A 16,943-nucleotide genomic window follows, 5' to 3' on the forward strand; every position below is an offset into this window, starting at 1 on the left:
GCGTCGGAGAGGGCCGGCGAGGGCTTTCGTCGCGGGCGCGATGGCGGCCGCGACGGTCGTCGGCGGGCTCGGGCTGTCGTCCGTCCCGGCCGCCGCCCGGACGCGGGACCACCGGCCGGCCCCCGGTATCGAGAACTGCGCCGCCACCGCCTGCCACTTCGACCTCCCGCCCGGCACCTACGACGTACACGTCCGTCTCGGCGGGCAGACCGCCTCCCGCACCGCCATCGGCGGCGAGACCCGGCGCACGCTCCTCGCGGAGACCCCCGCCGGGGCCGGGCAGCGGGTCGGCCGCAGTTTCACCGTCGACGTCCGCACGCCCGAGGGAGAGCCCACCGGGCCCGACGGCAGCCCCGGGCTCGACCTCACGATCGGCGGCGCCGCACCCGCGCTCGCGGACATCCGGGTCACCCCGGCCGCCGACCGGCGCACCCGGCAGATCCTCCTCGTGGGCGACTCCACGGCCTGCGACCAGCCCGGCGACCCGTACTCCGGCTGGGGCCAGCAACTGCCCCAGTACCTGCGCAAGGGCGTCTCGGTCGCCAACCACGCGGACTCCGGCGAGAGTACGGTCAGCTATCTGGGGAACCCGCACCTGTGGGACACCGTCCGGTCGTCGATCCGGCCCGGTGACCTCGTCCTCATCCAGCTCGCCCACAACGACAAGACCACCGACGAGGCGGCCTACCGGGCCAACCTCGAGACCATGGTGGCGGGCGTGCGGGCCGAGGGCGGCGAACCGGTCCTCGTGACGCCCGTCGTGCGGCGCTGGTTCAACGCCGACGGAACCCTGAACAACGACACCGCCCTCCTGGTCAACGGGCTCGGTGTCGACCACCCGGCGGTCGTCCGCTCCGTCGCCGCGGACGCCGGCGTCCCGCTGATCGACCTCACCGCCAGGACCAAGGCGCTGGTGGAATCCCTCGGTGTGGAGGGCTCCAAGGCGCTCTACCTCTACGACGAGAAGCGCGACAACACCCACACCTCCACTCACGGCGCCGCACAGTTCGCGGCCCTGGTCCGCGACGCACTCGTCCTCGGGCGTCTGGTGCCCGAGGACCGGGTCAGGAGGGGATGAAGCCCCTGGGACGTTCCGACCGGAACCGGAGCGTCCCAGGTCCCCCTCGCACACTTCGGCTGGCGCCGAAGCGTTCCGCGGCTGGCGTGCCGGCATGAGTGAGAGCGCACGGAACGCCGTCACCGGGTTCGCCGGACCGCACCATGCCGACGAGCCCCTGCTGCTGCCCAACGCCTGGGACCACGCCTCCGCCGCGGCCCTCGCCGCACAGGGGTTCCGGGCGGTGGGCACCACCGGCCTGGCCGTCGCAGCGGGCGCCGGGCTGCCCGACGGGGCGGCGACGACGCGTGAGCAGACGCTGCTGCTCGCCCTCACCCTCGGCTCGGGGCCGTACCGGCTGTCCGTGGACGCGGAGGACGGATCCAGTGACGACCCGGACGAAGTCGCCTCGTCCGCTGGCGAGTTGTATGCCGTCGGTGCTGTCGGGATCAACCTGGAGGACGGGCTCGGGCCCGTCGGCCGGCACGCCGCGAAGATCGCCGCGGTGCGGGCGGCGGTCCCCGCACTCTTCGTCGACGCCCGCACCGACACCTACTGGGCCGCCGGTCCCGACGCCGACGGCGGCAGCAGGCGGGAGGACACCTTCCGCAGGCTCGACGCCTACCAGCAGGCCGGCGCCCATGGTGTGTTCGTGCCCGGTCTCACCGGCCCCCGTGAGATCGCCGGTCCGGTGCGCCGGTTCGACGTGCCGCTCACCGTCCTCTACCCGCCCACCGGCCCCTCCGTTCCGCAACCCGCCGGCCTCGGCGTGCGCCGGATCAGTCTCGGGTCCCTGCTGTACCGGCGGGCGCTGGGTGCCGCGGTGGAGGCCGCGACCGACATCCGGGAGGGGCGCGCGCCCACCGGCACCGCACCCGCCTACGCGGAGATCCAGGCGCTGAGCAGGGACTCCGTACGGGGCACGGCCGACGCCACTGCGTCCCTTGGGCGACCCTGGTACGGTTGACGCTTTCGCGGGTATCAGAACCTTTGTACTCATCTCCGGCGAGGGACAGAGGGACCGAGGAACCATGGGCATGGACATCCCCGGCGACAAACGGCTGGCGGCAGCGGTCGTGAGGGACGACGAGGGACGCGTACTCCTGGTGCGCCGCAGCGAGCACGAGAGATTCCTGCCCCGGGTGTGGGGTGTCCCGTGCGGCAAGCTCGAACCGGGTGAGAGTGCCCCGGACGGCGCGTTGCGCGAGCTCAAGGAGGAGACCGGCCTGCTCGGCGAGATCGTGCGCAAGGTCGGTGACTCGTCCTTCCTGAGCGAGTACGCCGGGCACGAGGTCAAGAACCGGCAGGAGAACTTCCTGGTGCGCCCGCTGTCCGGGGACGTCACGCTGCCCCGTCCCGACCAGGACCACGTCTGGCTCCGCCCGGGGGAGCTGACCTGCGTCGACATCGACGACTACAACCTGGACATCGTCCGGCAGGCGTTCACGGACTCCTGAGCAGGTCCGCCAGAAAGCCCAGTGACTCGAGATAGGCCGGCACGTCCATCGGCACCTTCGGCACCCTCGGCACCGCCCCCGCGTGCGGGCCGCCCGGGGTGAACACATCGGTGTGGCGCCGCCGTTGACCGCCCGTCTCCAGGAACAGGGTCACCGTCGGCCCCTCCGTGTCGCACCAGGCGCGGTGCAGGGTGTGCGCCGGCAGGGCGTACGTGCTGCCCGCCGCGTACCGGCCCAGATGCGTCAGCCGCAGCCGCGCCGGACCCGCCGGTTCCAGCAGCCAGTCTGCCGATCCCTCGGCCAGCGACTCCTCGAAGCGGGCGGCCTCGAGCCCGCCGCCCCGCCTCTCGTCCCGCATCCCGGTCCGCGTTCCGGCCCGCCCCGCATCCCGCCCCTCGGGCACTTCTTCGTACAACTCCGTCCACAGCCTGCCCCGTACGACGTGCGAGGCCAGCGCCGAGCGGTGGTTGTGGATGTCCTCCCGGCCCGTGCCGCCCGCGCCCGCGTGCCACACATGGGCGCGCAGCATGTGCTGAGGACCGGCGTCGACCAGCAGCAGTTTGTCGAAACCGAGGACGTGCCGGTACGACAGCCGGGCAGCCGCCTCGGGGTCACCCTCACCGCAGGCGAGTTCGGCGACCAGCTCCAAGAGCCTGTCCGGCGGGCCGAGCTCGTCGACGACCGCGTACGCCGCGGCCACATGGTCCCGCCCGGGCGAGGTACCGTCCAGCGACGCGGACAGTAACCGCCGTGCCGCCAGGACCTGCCGACCACCCATGCGCACTCCGTTCCTCCCGGCTCCCGCCCGCTGACGCGCGGCCCGTACCGCGCACGCGTCAGCGGGCCGCAGCCGCCTCGTCCGGCCGATAGGTCCACACCGCGTGGGCACGCAGTGCCGACACACCTTGATACGTCATCCACATCGGGCGCCGCAGCTCCGTGTTCTCGCTCTGCGCCCAGGTCCAGATGCCGTCCTGCTGCCCGGCGCGTACGCGGGCGGCCGCGCCGTCCAGCAGCTCCCGCCAGGTCTCCTCCAGGCCGTCCTGCCGGGCCACCTCCAGCGAGCCCCGGCACAGCAGGGCGCGCACGATCCAGGACGCGGTGAAGTGCCGTACGTTCAGCACCTCGTGGCGCGCCGGGTCGTCGGGGCGGGGACGACGCACCTCGTCGCGGCCGTTCTCCAGGTCCCGGCAGTCGTGGTGCGCCGCGTCGGGGCAGGACAGCAACCAGCGCACGCCGTCCTCCCGGGCGGCCCGCACCGCCGGGCTCTCGCCCAGGACGCGTGCCGCACGGTCGAGCGCGAGCACCGCCTGCGCGGTGTGCACCGGTGACGGGTGCTCGGGGGGCTGGTTGAGCCGGTAGCCCCAGCAGCGCAGATGGTCCCGGTGAGGATCGCTCACCGCCCCGTCGACGAGCGCCTCCCGCAGGACCGGCAGCGCGCCGCAGTCGGGCGCGGCGCGCAGCAGCCCCCGCAGCACCGTCGTCAACACGTGGGTCGACTCGCGTCCCGCGGGGTCGGCCTCATGGGTGAAGGCCGCCGTACAGAGATCCACTTCGCGCGCCAGCCGTCCGTCCCGGGACGCCCCCGCGCGGGCCAGCGCGCCCAGCACCAGCGCGGTCACCTCGGGACGCGCCCGCGCTCCCTGCGACCGGGCCGACCAACCGCCGTCCGGCAACCGCAACCGCCACAGCGTGTCCGCGAGTTCGCCCGTGAAGAGGCGGCCGTCGGTCGTCCCCAGGTCCAGCATGGTCTGCAGCCCGTACGCCGTCCCGACCGAGGTGGGGCGGGACGGAGTGCTCTCGCCCAGCGAGTGCGCCCAGCCGACGAGCCGCCCGCGCTCCGGATCGTCGACGACCGACACCTCGCCGACGAGCGTGTCGCAGGTGGCCGCGAACAGCTGCGGAAGCGGGCCGGGACCCTGGCTGCCGGTCGGTGCCGTGGTACCGGTACCGGGACGCGGCAGCGGTCGCGGTGCCGTCGCTGCCGCGCGGGCCCGCAGCAGTGCCGCCGCGAGCCACGCGGCGAGCGCGGTGCCGAGGCCGCTCACCGAGGCGATCAGGTACTTCGCGGCCTCTCCGTCGACGGAGTCGGGCAGGACCTCGAACAGGAACTGGAACACGGCGTATCCGGCCGCCGCGCATCCGAAGCCGCCCAGCCAGCCCACGAACCGGGTCGGCCGGGACGTCCCGTCGTCCGGGCCGGACGGGGCGGGGCCGTCCGGGGGAGTGGGCCGCAACGAACCGCGGCCGAGCTGCTGGTGGGACAAGGCGTGTTTCATCCCCCTCCCGTTGGGCGGCATATGACGTCCGCGTTCGCTCCATCTTAGGAAAACGGTTCCGTCTCAACGTCCGTACCGCTGTTTTCGCCCTCTCACACCCGGCACGGCCGCCCGATGCGTGACGACCGTGCGTGACGGAGGTGTGCGGCAGGGTACTTGCGGCGCCGGACGGACAGCTCCGGCGCGGACCACCACGTCCCTGGTGTGCGACCTGCGGTGTTCGCCCCGCGACCCAGAGCTACGGGGCGGGCGGGTGCGGCGAGCCGCCGTGCGCGGGGCATGTGCAGCTCACTCCCACGTCGTACGGCGTTCACGCGGGGCCTCGATCCTCCACACGCGGCGTGGTCACGCCGCGAAAGACAGCCGCCCCCACCGGTGGCATCCAGGAGGCACTCATATGGGACACGGGCACACGCACGGCCACGGGCACGCACACGGGCCGCACCATCACCACGGAGACGACCACCAGCACGAGGCGACGGCGCCGCTGCCCGCCGCCTTCGACACCTCCGTGCCCGACGAGGCCCTCTCCCCGGAGCAGAAGTCGCGCCGTACCCTCCTGCGCCGGGCCGGGCTGCTCGGTGCCGGGCTCGCGGCCGGCAGCGTGCTGTCCACGAACACCGCGGCCGCCGCCCCCGCCCAGGCCGGCGCACACGGCAGTGGCCGGGGCAAGGGCAAGGGCTTCCTGTGGCTGGCCGGCGACCACCACATCCACACCCAGTACAGCAGCGACGGCAAGTACCGGGTCGTCGACCAGGTCCGCCAGGGCGCCAAGCACGGCATGGACTGGCTGGTCATCACCGACCACGGCAGCGTCACGCACGCCAAGATCGGCGTCGAGAAGGTCAACCCCGACATCAAGGAGGCCCGCGCCGCACACGAGGACACGCTGGTCTTCCAGGGCCTGGAGTGGAACATCCCGGCCGCCGAGCACGGCACCGTCTTCGTCCACCCGGGCCGCAACGAGGTCTCCGTCCTCAAGCAGTTCGAGAACGACTACGACGGCAGCGTGAACGGCACGTCCAACTCCACCCCCGCCAACGAGGCCCTCGCCATCGCGGGTCTGGAGTTCCTCGCCGAGCAGGTGAAGCGGCGCAAGGTGCAGGACGCCCTGATGCTCGCCAACCACCCGGCGCGCAAGGGCATCGACTCCCCGCACGAGATCCGTGCCTGGCGCGACGCCACGTCGGCGAAGCACCAGATCGCCGTCGGCTTCGAGGGCGCCCCCGGCCACCAGGCGGCCGGCCTGCCCAAGCCCCTCGGCATGGGCCGCGCCCGCGGCATCTACGACGGCAGCCCCGGCGCCAACTCCTTCGCCGGCTACCCGCTGGAGAGCTACCGCACCTGGGGCGGTTTCGACTGGATGACCGCCACCGTCGGCGGCCTGTGGGACAGCCTCCTCGCCGAGGGCCGCCCCTGGTGGATCACCGCCAACTCCGACTCCCACCAGGTCTACGCCGACACCGGCGCCCGCGGCACGGGTGGCGACTTCGCCACCGACGGCCGCTACCCGGACCCCGTCTACGGCGGACAGATCGACGTCACCGAGGGCGACTTCTGGCCCGGCCAGTACAGCCGCACCCACGTCGGCGCCGACGGCTTCTCCTACGCCGCCGTCATGGACGGCATCCGCGCCGGCCGCATCTGGGTCGACCACGGCCAGCTCATCAGCGGCCTCGACGTCCGGGTCTCCGGCGGGAGCCGCTGGGCCACCCTCGGCGGCGCGCTGCACGTGCGCAAGGGCACCAAGGTCACGCTGACCGCCGACGTGACGCTCGCGGGCGGCACCAACTGGGCGGGCTTCATACCGAAGCTGGCCCGCGTGGACGTCATCCAGGGCGACGTCACCGGCCCCGTCGCCGACAAGGACACCTTCACCGCGCCCACCGCGAAGGTCACCCGCTCGTACGACATCGACAAGACGGCCGGCACGGTCCGGGTCACGTACGACCTCGGCCGCGTGGACCGCCCGCTGTACGTCCGGCTGCGCGGCTCCGACGGCAACCGCACCGCCGTCGGCGCGATGGGCGCCAAGGTCGACCCGGTCGGTCCCGCCATCGACGTCGTCGGTGACGCCGACCCGTGGCGCGACCTGTGGTTCTACACCAACCCCGTGTGGGTCCTGCCCTCGTGACGCCGTACACCGTCACCGTCGACGCGGGCACCGGCGACCTGCGCAGCGCCGACCACCTGCTCCAGCGGCTGGCAGCCGAACTGGACCTGCCGGAGGGCACGTTCGGTTGTACGCACCTGGTGCGCGGCGACCGTCCGCGTGTCGCCGTCTCCCTGACCCTGCCGTCGGAACCGCACCTGCGCACCACGTGGGCGCGGCTCGCCGCGGCCGGACACGGCGACCTGTCGGCCGGCCCGCCCGACGGAGTGGGCCGTGCCGTCCTCTACCCGGGGGCCTCGGCGCTCACCGGCACGATGACGGTCGCCGAACTGCTCGCGGGCTCGGCCATCGACCGCGTGACGGTCCTCGGGGTACCGGGTGAACCCGACCCGGAATCACGGATGGTGACGCGGGATCACGTCCGGCCGCAGTGGCAGGGAGGCGCACTCGTCCTCGCCGCCGCACCCGCCGTCGGCGGCACCCTCGTCCCCTTCGAGTACCCGGACCCCACGCCCTGCTGCGCGGACCACTGACCGAGGCACCCCCGGTCCGCACGCCCGCACGCCCACGCCCCCCCGGGGCGGCCCCGCACCGCCGGGCCGCCCCGGGGGCGTGCGGGCCGGTACCCGGGCGGGGCCAGGCCCTGTCGCCGAACGGGCGCAGGCGTTCCTGCGCCCGGCGGGAGGCGGTCCGCCCGACTCAGCCGGAACCCGGCCGCGCGGAGAAGACGAACGAGAACTCCGCGGGCTCGGCCCCCAGCACGTACCGCGGGAGCGGGCCCGGACCGCAGGACTGCGAGCCGATGCCGTGCTGGGCGTGGTCGAGGTTCACCCACACCGTGTCACCGGGGACGAGGTCGGTGAGGTGCCGGGCCGCGTCCAGTTGTTCGGTGGTCCAGGGCCGGGCCGTGAACCAGAACTCGGGATCGCCGTCGATCCGCAGGCCGCCCAGCTCCACCCAGCGCACGTCGGCCCGCGCGCCGTTCTCCTGCGGGCGGACGTAGGGCGTCTGAAGATCCTCGACGCTCGCGTTCCACAGCAGGTCCTTGGACGCGGCCCTGGTGTCCGGATACGCCTCGCCCCCGCCGCCGAACCAGAAGGCGGCATTCTCCGGTGAGCCCTCCAGCCCGAAGCGGATGCCGAGCCTGGGCAGCGGTACCCGCCAGTCACCCTCCGGCACGACCGAGACGGTCAGCCGCACGTGCGTACCGTCGGACGTCCAGCGGTACGCCGTCCGCAGACCCACCTCCCGGCCGGCGGGCGCCACCCGGGTCCGCACGACCAGGGCGTCGCCGTCCGTCTCGACGGCGACCGGCCGGTGCCGCATGCGGTGCAGGCCCAGCTCACGCCAGAGCAGGCCGTACCGGGTGTCCGACTGCCAGGGTGCGCCGTCGTCGTTGTCGGTCGTCGCCCGCCACACGTCCAGGCGCAGACCGCTCACAGGAACACCGGCGATCGTGCGCACCGTGCCGGTGCGGGCGTCGAAGGAGGCCGGGCCCAGCGTGATCCCGTCTCTCCCGACGGCGGGCCGCACGCCGGTCGCGGCGGCCACGGGGGCACGAGGGGCCACCGTCCGCTGCGCCCATGCCACTTCGTGGCCCCGGTCCGCCCAGGCGGTGTCGTCGGCGAGCAGCGCGCGCACCGTCCACTGGACCTCCTCGCCCTTTCCGTCCGGCGCCTCGGGCAGCTCGACCTCCGCAGACCGACCGGGGGCCAGCGCGGGCACGGTGAGGCGGTGCGCACCGGCCGGCAGCCCGCCGATCTGGTAGGAGCTCTCGAACTCCAGATGGGACAGGTCGGCGAAGTCGTACCGGTTGGTCACCCGCACGGTGCCGTCCACCCCACCGGCCTCGATGCGGACGGGCTCGATCACCTTCTTGTACTCGATCAGCCCCGGCGACGGCGTACGGTCCGGGAACAGCAGCCCGTCGCACACGAAGTTGCCGTCGTGCAGCTCCTCGCCGAAGTCGCCGCCGTACGCGTAGCCGAGCGTGGGGTGCCGTACGCCGTGGTCGATCCACTCCCAGACGAAGCCGCCCTGGAGCCGGTCGTACCGCTCGAACAGAAACTGGTAGTCGGCGAGTCCGCCGGGGCCGTTGCCCATGGCGTGCGCGTACTCACAGAGGATCAACGGCAGCCGACGGCGCCGGCGGGAGCCGCCGTCGAGCCCGCGGGCGATCCGCTCGACCTCGGCGTGCGGCGGGTACATCCGCGAGTAGACGTCCGTGTCACGGCAGTCGATGTCGCCCTCGTAGTGCACCGGGCGGGCGGGGTCCCGTGAGTGGATCCAGTCGGCCATCGCGGTCAGACCGCGGCCGGTGCCCGCCTCGTTGCCGAGCGACCACATCACGACCGACGGGTGGTTCTTGTCCCGCTCGACCATGCGGGCGGCGCGGTCGAGCAGGGCGGGGGTCCAGCGTTCGTCGTCGGTGGGGTTGTCGCGCCAGTCCTGCTCGACGAAGCCGTGGGTCTCCAGGTCGCACTCGTCGACGACCCACAGCCCGTACTCGTCGCACAGGTCGAGGAAGGCGGGGTGCGGAGGGTAGTGGGAGGTGCGGACGGCGTTGATGTTGTGCCGCTTCATCAGCAGCACGTCCTCGCGCATGGTGTCCACGTCGAGCGCGCGGCCCCGCTCGGGGTGCCACTCGTGCCGGTTGACGCCCTTGAAGAGGACCGCCCTGCCGTTGACCTTGAGCAGGCCGTCCTCCAGGGCGACGGTGCGGAACCCCACGCGCAGCCGGACGCGTTCACCGGCCGTGGCGAGCACCCCGTCGTAGAGCCGTGGGGTCTCCGCCGACCAGGGATCGACCGGCAGCGTCACACTCTCCCCGGTCGCGACGTCGATGCCCAGCTCCGGTACGGTCACCCGCCCGCCGGCACCGGAGTCGGTGTCGGCGTCGACGCGCAGGGTGCCCTCGCCGGTGACGTGGTCGTAGGAGGCGTGCACGAAGAAGTCGCCGACGCAGCCCGCCGGCCGGTGCAGCAGCGTCACGTCACGGAAGATGCCGGGCAGCCACCACTGGTCCTGGTCCTCCAGGTACGAACCGGCCGACCACTGGTGGACGCGGACCGCGAGCACGTTCCCGGCGGGCTTCAGCAACGCCCCGACCGCGAACTCGTGCGGCAGCCGCGAGCCCTTGAACTCCCCGATGTCCGTGCCGTTCAGCCACACCCGGGCACAGGACTCGACCCCGTCGAAGCGCAGCACGGCGTCGTCCCCCTCGGCCGGGGCGGGCCAGCCCTTCGGCAGGTCGAAGAGGCGCAGATGGTCGCCGGTCGGGTTCTCGGTGGGGACGTACGGCGGATCGACGGGGAACGGGTAGAGGTGGTTGGTGTAGGCGGGGGCCCCGAAGGCGCCGTCGCCCTGGAGGACCCAGTGGCCGGGAACGGTCACCTCCGCCCAGTCGCCGGCATCGTAGCCGGGCACGCTGAACGCGTCGTCCTCGGCGTCGGCGGTCGCCGACAGGCGCAGCCGCCACCTGCCGTTCAGGGAAAGGGACGCCGCGTCCGAGGACGTGTACCGGGCACGCGGGGGAAGGGTCCCGCGGCCGGGGGAGACGTCCTCCACGTAGTCGGTCACCGTGGTGTGCGTGTGCAAAGACATCGGTCTCCTGGATCAGCCCTTGATGCCGGTCTGCGCGATGCCCTGGACGAGCCAGCGCTGGAGGAACAGGAAGACGCAGACCAGGGGCAGGATGGAAATGGCCGTGGCCATGAAGATCAGATGGAAGTTGACGGTCTGGTTGGTCATGTAGGAGGAGAGGGCGATCTGGACGGTCCAGGCGCTCGGGTCCTGGCCGATGACGAGCGGCCACAGGAAGGAGTTCCAGCCGCTGATGAAGGTGATCGTCGCGATGGCGGCGAAGAAGTTCAGCGAGTTCGGGACGACCACACGCCAGTACGCGCCCCAGTAACCGAGTCCGTCCACCCGCGCCGCCTCCTCCAGCTCTCTCGGGAACCCCAGGAAGTACTGCCGGAAGAGGAAGCACGTGAAACCACTGAAGAGGCCCGGAATGATCAGACCCCGGTAACTGTCCACCCAGCCGAGCGACGACACGAGCACGAAACTGGGTACGAAGGTGACCGCCGTCGGCACCATCAGGGTCCCCAGGACGGCGTAGAAGACCTTGCCGGCGTGCCGGTACGGGATGCGGGCCAGCCCGTACCCGGCGAGCGAACAGACCAGCAGAGTGCCGACCGTATGCAGTGTTCCGACGACCGCCGAGTTCCAGAGCGACCGGGCGAAGTCGACCGTCGGGTCGTCGAACGGCTCGGTGATGTTGCCCCACTGGATGTCCGACGGGAAGAACGCCCACTCCTCGCCGGTGATCTCGGGATCGGTGGACAGGGAGCCTCGGACGAGCAGGTAGAAGGGGACCAGGAAGAGGAGCGCGGCGAGGCCGGTCGCGGCGTACAGGCCCGCGGACCCGAGCACGCTGCCGCGCGGGCCGCCCCGGTTCGGCCGGTTCGGCCGGTTCGGCCCGGGTCCCGCCGTCTTCGGCGTACCGGAAGTCACCTGGCGTCCTCCTCCCGGCCGAAGCCCATGAACCGGCCCTGCAACAGCGTCACCAGGCAGATCAGCAGCGTGAGGATCAGCGCGCCCGCGCTGCCCGCGCCGTAGTCCTGGTTGTCGCCCAGGGCCTTGTGGTACAGCTCGACCAGCGGCGGGCGCCCCCACGTGGTCTTGTTCAGCAGGTTGAAGAACTCGTCGAAGGCCTGGTACGCGGCCACGAGCAGCAGAAGGATCACGGCCGTCGAGGTCGCGCGCAACTGCGGCAGTGTGATGTACCTGAACGTCTGCCAGCCGGGCCCGGCCCCGTCGATGGCGGCCGCCTCGTACAGCTCGCGCGGGATGTTCTGCAGCGCGGCCAGGAACAGGATCATGTAGAAGCCCGCCTGGAGCCACAGCCGTACGGTCACGATGACCAGCCAGTACCAGGGCGGGTTCGGGTCGGCCAGCCACGCGGTGTTGTCCACGCCGAACACACCGAGCACGGTGTTCGCCAGACCGAAGCGGACCCCGTTGAAAATGGACATCTTCCAGATGAGCGAGGCGGCGACATAACTCACCGCCGTCGGCAGGAAGAAGACCGAGCGGAAGAAGGCCCGCATGAACCGCAGCCGGTTCACCGCGAGCGCGAGCGCCAGCGACAGCGCCCAGGTGGTCGGGACGATGAGCGCCGCGAACACCGTGAAGGTACCGAGGGAGCCCATGAACCGGTCGTCCGTCAGCATGACCCGGTAGTTCTCGAAGCCGGTGAACTCGCTGGGCGTGACGGTGTACCGGGCCTCGAAGAAGGACAGCCACGCGCTCCACAGGATCGGCACGTAGACGAAGATCAGCAGGCCGAGGAGGAAGGGCCCGGTGAACAGCCAGAAGTTGAAGGTGCTGCTGGTCCGCAGCGGCCGCCGCGGCCGGGGGGAGCCCATGGCCGGGGCGTGGCGGGTGGCACCGCGCGCGGTGGTGGTCGGCATCTCGTCGCTGCCCGTCCGCGGTCTATCCGAACAGCTTCTGCAGTTCGCGGTCGACCGTCGTGTCGGCCTTGTCGAGCGCGCTCTGAGGGTCACCGCCCTTGCGGACGCAGTCGGCGAGGACGTCCTCCAGGGCGGTGATCATGGCCTGTGTCCAGCCGATGTTGTCGAAGTGCCCGAACTCGTTGAACAGCCTGACGCCCTCGGCCGGCAGGCCCGACTTGAGCTTGTCGGCGGACCGGGCGATCGAGGTGCGCGGCGGGATGTGGAAGCCGTAGGAGAGCGACCAGTCCTCCTGGTACTCCTTCTGGTCGATCCACAGCCACTTCACGTACTCCTTGGCCGCCTCGACGTTCTTGCCCTTCGCGTTGACGAACATCGACCAGCCGCCGTTGGTGACCGCCGGTTTGCCCGCGTCGGTGACCTTCGGGAAGGGGAAGATCCCGAGATCGTCACCGAGCGCCTCCTGCATCTGCGGCATCGCCCACATGCCGCACCACTGGATGGCGGTGAGCCCCTGGTTGAGCGCGGAGGGGTCCCAGAAGTCGGTCGGCGCGTCAAGCAGCAGATCGCCGCTGGTGAAGAGCTTGCGCAGGGTGCGGAAGCCCCCGACCACCGCGTCCGTGTGGTACGCGATCTCGTTCTTCTCGTCGAGGGTGTCGGCGCCGGACGCCCAGATCATCGGGTTGACGACCGGGTGCAGGGTGTTGCCCAGATAGATGCCCTTGACCTTGTCCGTGGTCAGCTCGGCCGCTGTCGCGAGGAGATCGTCGAGTGTGGCGGGGACGCCGACGCCCGCCTTCTCGAACATCGACTTCCGGTAGAAGAAGAACTGCGGGTCGTCGATCATCCGGACCCCGTAGATCTTCCCGTCGACGGTGTGCGACTGGATGTCGGCCGGGTTGAAGTCGTCCTTCACCGGCTCGACCAGGTCGGTCAGGTCCGCCACCTGACCGCTCCTGACCAGCTGGATCTGCGGATGGAACTCGAAGACGTCCGGGGCCTTGTCGGTGAGCAGGGAGGCGAACAGCTTGCTCTCGAAGTTGGAGCCCGTGATCCACTGCGTGGTCACGTCGGCCTCCTTGTAGGCCTTGGCGTAGCGCCTGACGGCCTGTTCGGTGCCGGCCTCGCCGTAGGCGTGGAAGTACTGGACCAGGCGCTTGCCCGACCCCGAACCGCCGTCCCGGCCGGTGTTGCCGCCGCACGCGGCGAGTCCGCCGACGGCAGCCAGACCCATGGCCGCCCGCAGTACGGAACGGCGGTCCCAGTGGTGAGTACTCAATGCCGACATGTCGACGTCCTTGTCTCGAGTACGGCTCGGAAGGCAGGTGGGTGGAGCAGGTGCCCCGGGCGGGTGCGGGGAAGTGCGGGCGGCGGCGGTACGGGGCAGTGCGCGCGGAGCAGAGGGATCTGCGGCGAACGGCGAACGGCTTCCGGCGGTGGTGCGGCGGGCGGCACGGAAAGGCCTTGCGGTGCCGGACGTTAACCTTCGGCTAAGGCTTCGGCAAGGGGTTGGGCAAAGCCCGTACGAAGCGTTGCACCTCGTTCGGAATGACGAACGGGTCGACAGGGCAAGGGCGTTGACGCTCGGGACGCACGTGGCGCGAGGGACGCTACGGCCTGCCGCTGCCGCCGGAGCTGTCGGAGCTGTCGGAGCTGTCGGAGCCGCTGTTGCCGCCGGTGGCGCGGGTGCGCGCGGGCGCGGTGACGCGTGTGCCGTTCTTCTTCCGCGCCGCCTGCAACGCGCCCTCCAGTGCGAACGTCGCCGCGCCCAGGCAGACCGGATCGGTGGGAATCGGGGAGAGCACGATGCGGGTGGAGGCCAGCGGGCGGCGCAGCGCGTGCCGGGTGACGGCCTCGCGCACCGCGTCGAGCAGCCGCTCCCCGAACGCGGCCGCGACCCAGCTGCTGAGCACGACCACCTCCGGGTTGAACAGGTTGATCAGGTCGGCGATCCCGGCACCGAGGTAACGGGCGGTGTCCTCAAGGACCCTGACCGCCACCGGGTCGCCCGAGCCCACCCCCCGTGCCAGGGCGTCGACGGTGGCTGTCTGGTCGTCGGGACGCAGCAGCGGGCTGTGCGGGCTCACCTCCCGCAGGTTCAGCATGATCCCCGGAGCCCCGGTGTACGTCTCGACGCAGCCGCGATTGCCGCAGTGGCAGGGGCGCCCGCCCAGGACGAGCGTGGTGTGCCCCCACTCGCCGGCACTGTTGCTGACCCCGCGGTGCACTCCGCCGCCCAGCACGAGCCCGGCGCCCACCCCGGTCCCGAGGTTGACCACCACCGCGTCACCGTGCCCGCGCGCCGCCCCGAACCACAGCTCGGCCACCGCGCAGGCGCGCAACGGGTTGTCCAGGTACAGCGGATGGGAGATCCGCTCGGCGAGCAGGTCCAGCAGCGGCACGTCGTGCCAGTCCCAGTTCGGCGCGTACTCGCAGACGCCCGTGGCACGGTCCACCTGGCCCGGCACGCTCACCCCGGCCCCGAGCACCCGCGCGGACTCGATCCCGGCCCGTTCCACCACCGAGCCGACCGCCGACACCACATGGCCCACGACCTGCTCGGGCCGGTTCTCGCCGGGGCGCATCTCCTCGCCGGCGCGGGCCAGCACGTTCAGCGCGAGGTCGAACAGCTCGACCCGGACGTACGTCTCGGCGAGGTCGACGCCGATCAGGGCACCGCCCGCCGCGTCGACGGCCACCAGACCGCGCGGACGCCCGCCGGCCGAGTCCTCGAAACCGACCTCGACGATCATGCCGAGGCCGAGCAGCTCGCCGACGAGGGTGGCGACCGTGGCGAGACTGAGCCCGGTGGCGGCCGCCAGCTCCTGCCGTGAGGTGGGGGACTCGGCGATGATCTGGCGCAGCACCTCGTAGCGGTTGGCGGTACGGATGTCCCGCGAGGTGCGCTTCACCGGAGGTGCCCCCATCCCTGCAGTGCCCGCCCTGCCGTGCCGGGCGGCGTCGGCACCGGCGCGCGGCAAGGCTATGGCCGGTGCCGACGTTCGACAAGGGGTTCGGAAAGGGGCTGTACGAAGTCGGGGCGGTGCCGGGGCCGGGGCCGGGTCAGTCGCCCAGGACGTCCCGCACGAACGCGTTGCTGAACTTGCCCGCCGGGTCCAGTGACCGGGCCAGGGCCCGGAAGTCGCCGAGCCGCGGATAGAGGGCGCGCAGCTTCGCCGCCGGGGTGGTGAACACCTTCCCCCAGTGCGGCCGCGCGTCGAAGGGGGCCAGCGCCTCCTCCAGCCGCCGGACCACGGGCAGCACCGCGGGCGTGTCCGCCACCCAGGTGAAGTGGGCGGCCACGGTGTCCCGGCCGTAGGAGGGGCTGAGCCACTGGCCGTCGGCGGCCACGGTCCGCACCTCGCAGGTCTGCAGCACGGGGGAGATCGTCTCCCGGATGCTGTCGATCGTATGCAGCATGTCGACGGCGAACCTGCGCGGCAGCAGGTACTCCGACTGCAGCTCCGCCCCGCTGCTCGGGGTGAACTCCGCGCGGAAGTGCGGCAGCCGCTCGTGCCAGGAACCCGGCACGCCGAACTGGTCCGTGCAGTTGATCGCCGGCATGCCCGGCACCGGGTGCAGCTTCTCGGTCGCGGGCGGCGCCCAGGGGAAGTCCGGCAGCGGTTGGTCCGTACGCCGCTTCACCCACACCTGCCGGAACCCCGGCGCCCCCCAGTCGGTGAACAGGCTCACGCTGTACGCGGCCGACATCACCGTCTCGAAGAGGTTGAGGTCCAGCCCGGCCAGCGGCAACTCGGTGAACAGGTGCTGCTCGACGTCGAACGCCGGCTCCAGGTCCAGGGTGAGCGCCGTGACGACGCCCAGCGCCCCGAGCGAGGTGACCGCCCCGCCGAACCGGGCCTCGTCCGCACGACCGATCCGTACCGTCGAGCCGTCCGCCGTGACCAGCTCCACCTCGCGCACCACCGAGGAGAGCGGACCGTTGCCGACCCCGGAGCCGTGCGTGCCGGTGGCGACCGAACCGGCCACCGAGATGTGCGGGAGCGACGCCATGTTCGGCAGCGCGAGCCCTCGCTCGTGCACGCGGCGGGCCAGCTCCGAGTACCGCACGCCGCCGCCCACCCGTACCGTCCGGGCCGCCGTGTCCACGTCGACCTGCGCGGGCATGCCCTCGAGCGAGAGCAGGACGCCGGCCTCGCCCGGCTCGGCGATCTCGTTGAAGGAGTGCCCGCTGCCCAGAGCCCGCACCCGGCTGCTCCCGGCCACCAGCGCGCGCAGCGAGTCCAGGGTGTGCGGGCGGTGCAGCTCCTTGGCGGCGTACGTGATGTTGCCCGCCCAGTTGGTCACGGTCCCGGTCATCGGTCGTCCTTCCCCGAGGTGCGGGACCGAAAAGGTCCCCGCCGGAATTTATCGCGCGCCCCGGGGCAGGCGTCGCCCGGCCCGCCCTTCCGCTTCCCGCGGGGGCGCGCACGGGGCGCCCCCGCGGCACCGAAGCCCACCGGGCGACCCGCAGGACGTCCTGTCTTCGCAGGTCCGGGAAGTGCCCCACGTCACGTCGGGGGCCCCGGCACCACGGACCGACGGGCGGGGGCATACCGTGAG

At 72.2% G+C, this 16,943-nt stretch carries 13 protein-coding genes; 5 read left to right on the top strand and 8 right to left on the bottom strand.

The window, feature by feature from the left end:
• Positions 1–40 precede the first annotated feature (40 nt).
• From ACFWVE_RS04460 to ACFWVE_RS04470, 3 genes are all read left to right on the top strand, one after another.
• The gene (locus ACFWVE_RS04460; RefSeq protein WP_384008113.1) at positions 41–1,078 is read left to right on the top strand and encodes a rhamnogalacturonan acetylesterase; all 1,038 of its coding nucleotides are present in this window, start codon (positions 41–43) and stop codon (positions 1,076–1,078) included.
• Between the two features lie 94 nt (positions 1,079–1,172).
• A complete protein-coding gene (locus ACFWVE_RS04465; protein ID WP_384008115.1) occupies positions 1,173–2,024 on the top strand; it encodes an isocitrate lyase/phosphoenolpyruvate mutase family protein in 852 nt (283 codons plus the stop codon).
• Positions 2,025–2,094: 70 nt separating this feature from the next.
• Positions 2,095–2,514 (top strand): NUDIX hydrolase, encoded by a 420-nt coding sequence (locus ACFWVE_RS04470; RefSeq protein ID WP_384008117.1) that lies wholly within the window; start codon positions 2,095–2,097, stop codon positions 2,512–2,514.
• Here the strand turns inward: ACFWVE_RS04470 and ACFWVE_RS04475 are convergent.
• Together ACFWVE_RS04475 and ACFWVE_RS04480 are read right to left on the bottom strand one after the other, a co-directional pair.
• The gene (locus ACFWVE_RS04475) at positions 2,501–3,292 is read right to left on the bottom strand and encodes a hypothetical protein (protein ID WP_384008118.1); all 792 of its coding nucleotides are present in this window, start codon (positions 3,290–3,292) and stop codon (positions 2,501–2,503) included. The genes ACFWVE_RS04470 and ACFWVE_RS04475 overlap by 14 nt on opposite strands.
• A gap of 58 nt (positions 3,293–3,350) precedes the next feature.
• A complete protein-coding gene (locus ACFWVE_RS04480) occupies positions 3,351–4,793 on the bottom strand; it encodes a hypothetical protein (RefSeq protein WP_384008120.1) in 1,443 nt (480 codons plus the stop codon).
• Positions 4,794–5,190: 397 nt separating this feature from the next.
• Between ACFWVE_RS04480 and ACFWVE_RS04485 the strand changes: the two genes are divergently transcribed.
• Both ACFWVE_RS04485 and ACFWVE_RS04490 read left to right on the top strand, forming a co-directional pair.
• Positions 5,191–6,927 (top strand): PHP domain-containing protein, encoded by a 1,737-nt coding sequence (locus ACFWVE_RS04485; RefSeq protein WP_384008122.1) that lies wholly within the window; start codon positions 5,191–5,193, stop codon positions 6,925–6,927.
• Positions 6,909–7,439, top strand: coding sequence for a hypothetical protein (locus ACFWVE_RS04490; RefSeq protein ID WP_384008123.1), 531 nt, complete (start codon positions 6,909–6,911; stop codon positions 7,437–7,439). Before ACFWVE_RS04485 ends, ACFWVE_RS04490 begins: the two co-directional genes overlap by 19 nt.
• 166 nt (positions 7,440–7,605) lie before the next feature.
• On the opposite strand, the gene ACFWVE_RS04495 is transcribed toward ACFWVE_RS04490, so the two are convergent.
• The 6 genes from ACFWVE_RS04495 to ACFWVE_RS04520 all read right to left on the bottom strand — a co-directional run bounded on the left by ACFWVE_RS04495 (position 7,606) and on the right by ACFWVE_RS04520 (position 16,700).
• On the bottom strand, positions 7,606–10,509 hold the full coding sequence (locus ACFWVE_RS04495; protein ID WP_384008125.1) for a glycoside hydrolase family 2 TIM barrel-domain containing protein: 2,904 nt from the start codon (positions 10,507–10,509) through the stop codon (positions 7,606–7,608).
• 12 nt (positions 10,510–10,521) lie between these two features.
• Complete coding sequence (locus ACFWVE_RS04500) at positions 10,522–11,340, bottom strand: carbohydrate ABC transporter permease (protein WP_384008180.1); 819 nt, start codon at positions 11,338–11,340, stop codon at positions 10,522–10,524.
• Between the two features lie 77 nt (positions 11,341–11,417).
• Positions 11,418–12,380 carry a carbohydrate ABC transporter permease gene (locus ACFWVE_RS04505; protein ID WP_384008127.1) on the bottom strand — a complete coding sequence of 321 codons (963 nt, stop codon included), beginning with the start codon at positions 12,378–12,380 and terminating at the stop codon, positions 11,418–11,420.
• A gap of 22 nt (positions 12,381–12,402) precedes the next feature.
• Positions 12,403–13,668, bottom strand: coding sequence for an ABC transporter substrate-binding protein (locus ACFWVE_RS04510; RefSeq protein WP_384008129.1), 1,266 nt, complete (start codon positions 13,666–13,668; stop codon positions 12,403–12,405).
• Between the two features lie 322 nt (positions 13,669–13,990).
• Entirely contained in the window at positions 13,991–15,307 is a 1,317-nt protein-coding gene (locus ACFWVE_RS04515; protein ID WP_384008131.1) for an ROK family transcriptional regulator, read from the bottom strand.
• A 136-nt stretch (positions 15,308–15,443) separates the two neighbouring features.
• Entirely contained in the window at positions 15,444–16,700 is a 1,257-nt protein-coding gene (locus tag ACFWVE_RS04520; protein ID WP_384008132.1) for an FAD-binding protein, read from the bottom strand.
• Positions 16,701–16,943: the final 243 nt, after the last annotated feature.

Origin of the sequence: Streptomyces sp. NPDC058632, assembly GCF_042717095.1 — a bacterium.
Taxonomy (GTDB): domain Bacteria; phylum Actinomycetota; class Actinomycetes; order Streptomycetales; family Streptomycetaceae; genus Streptomyces.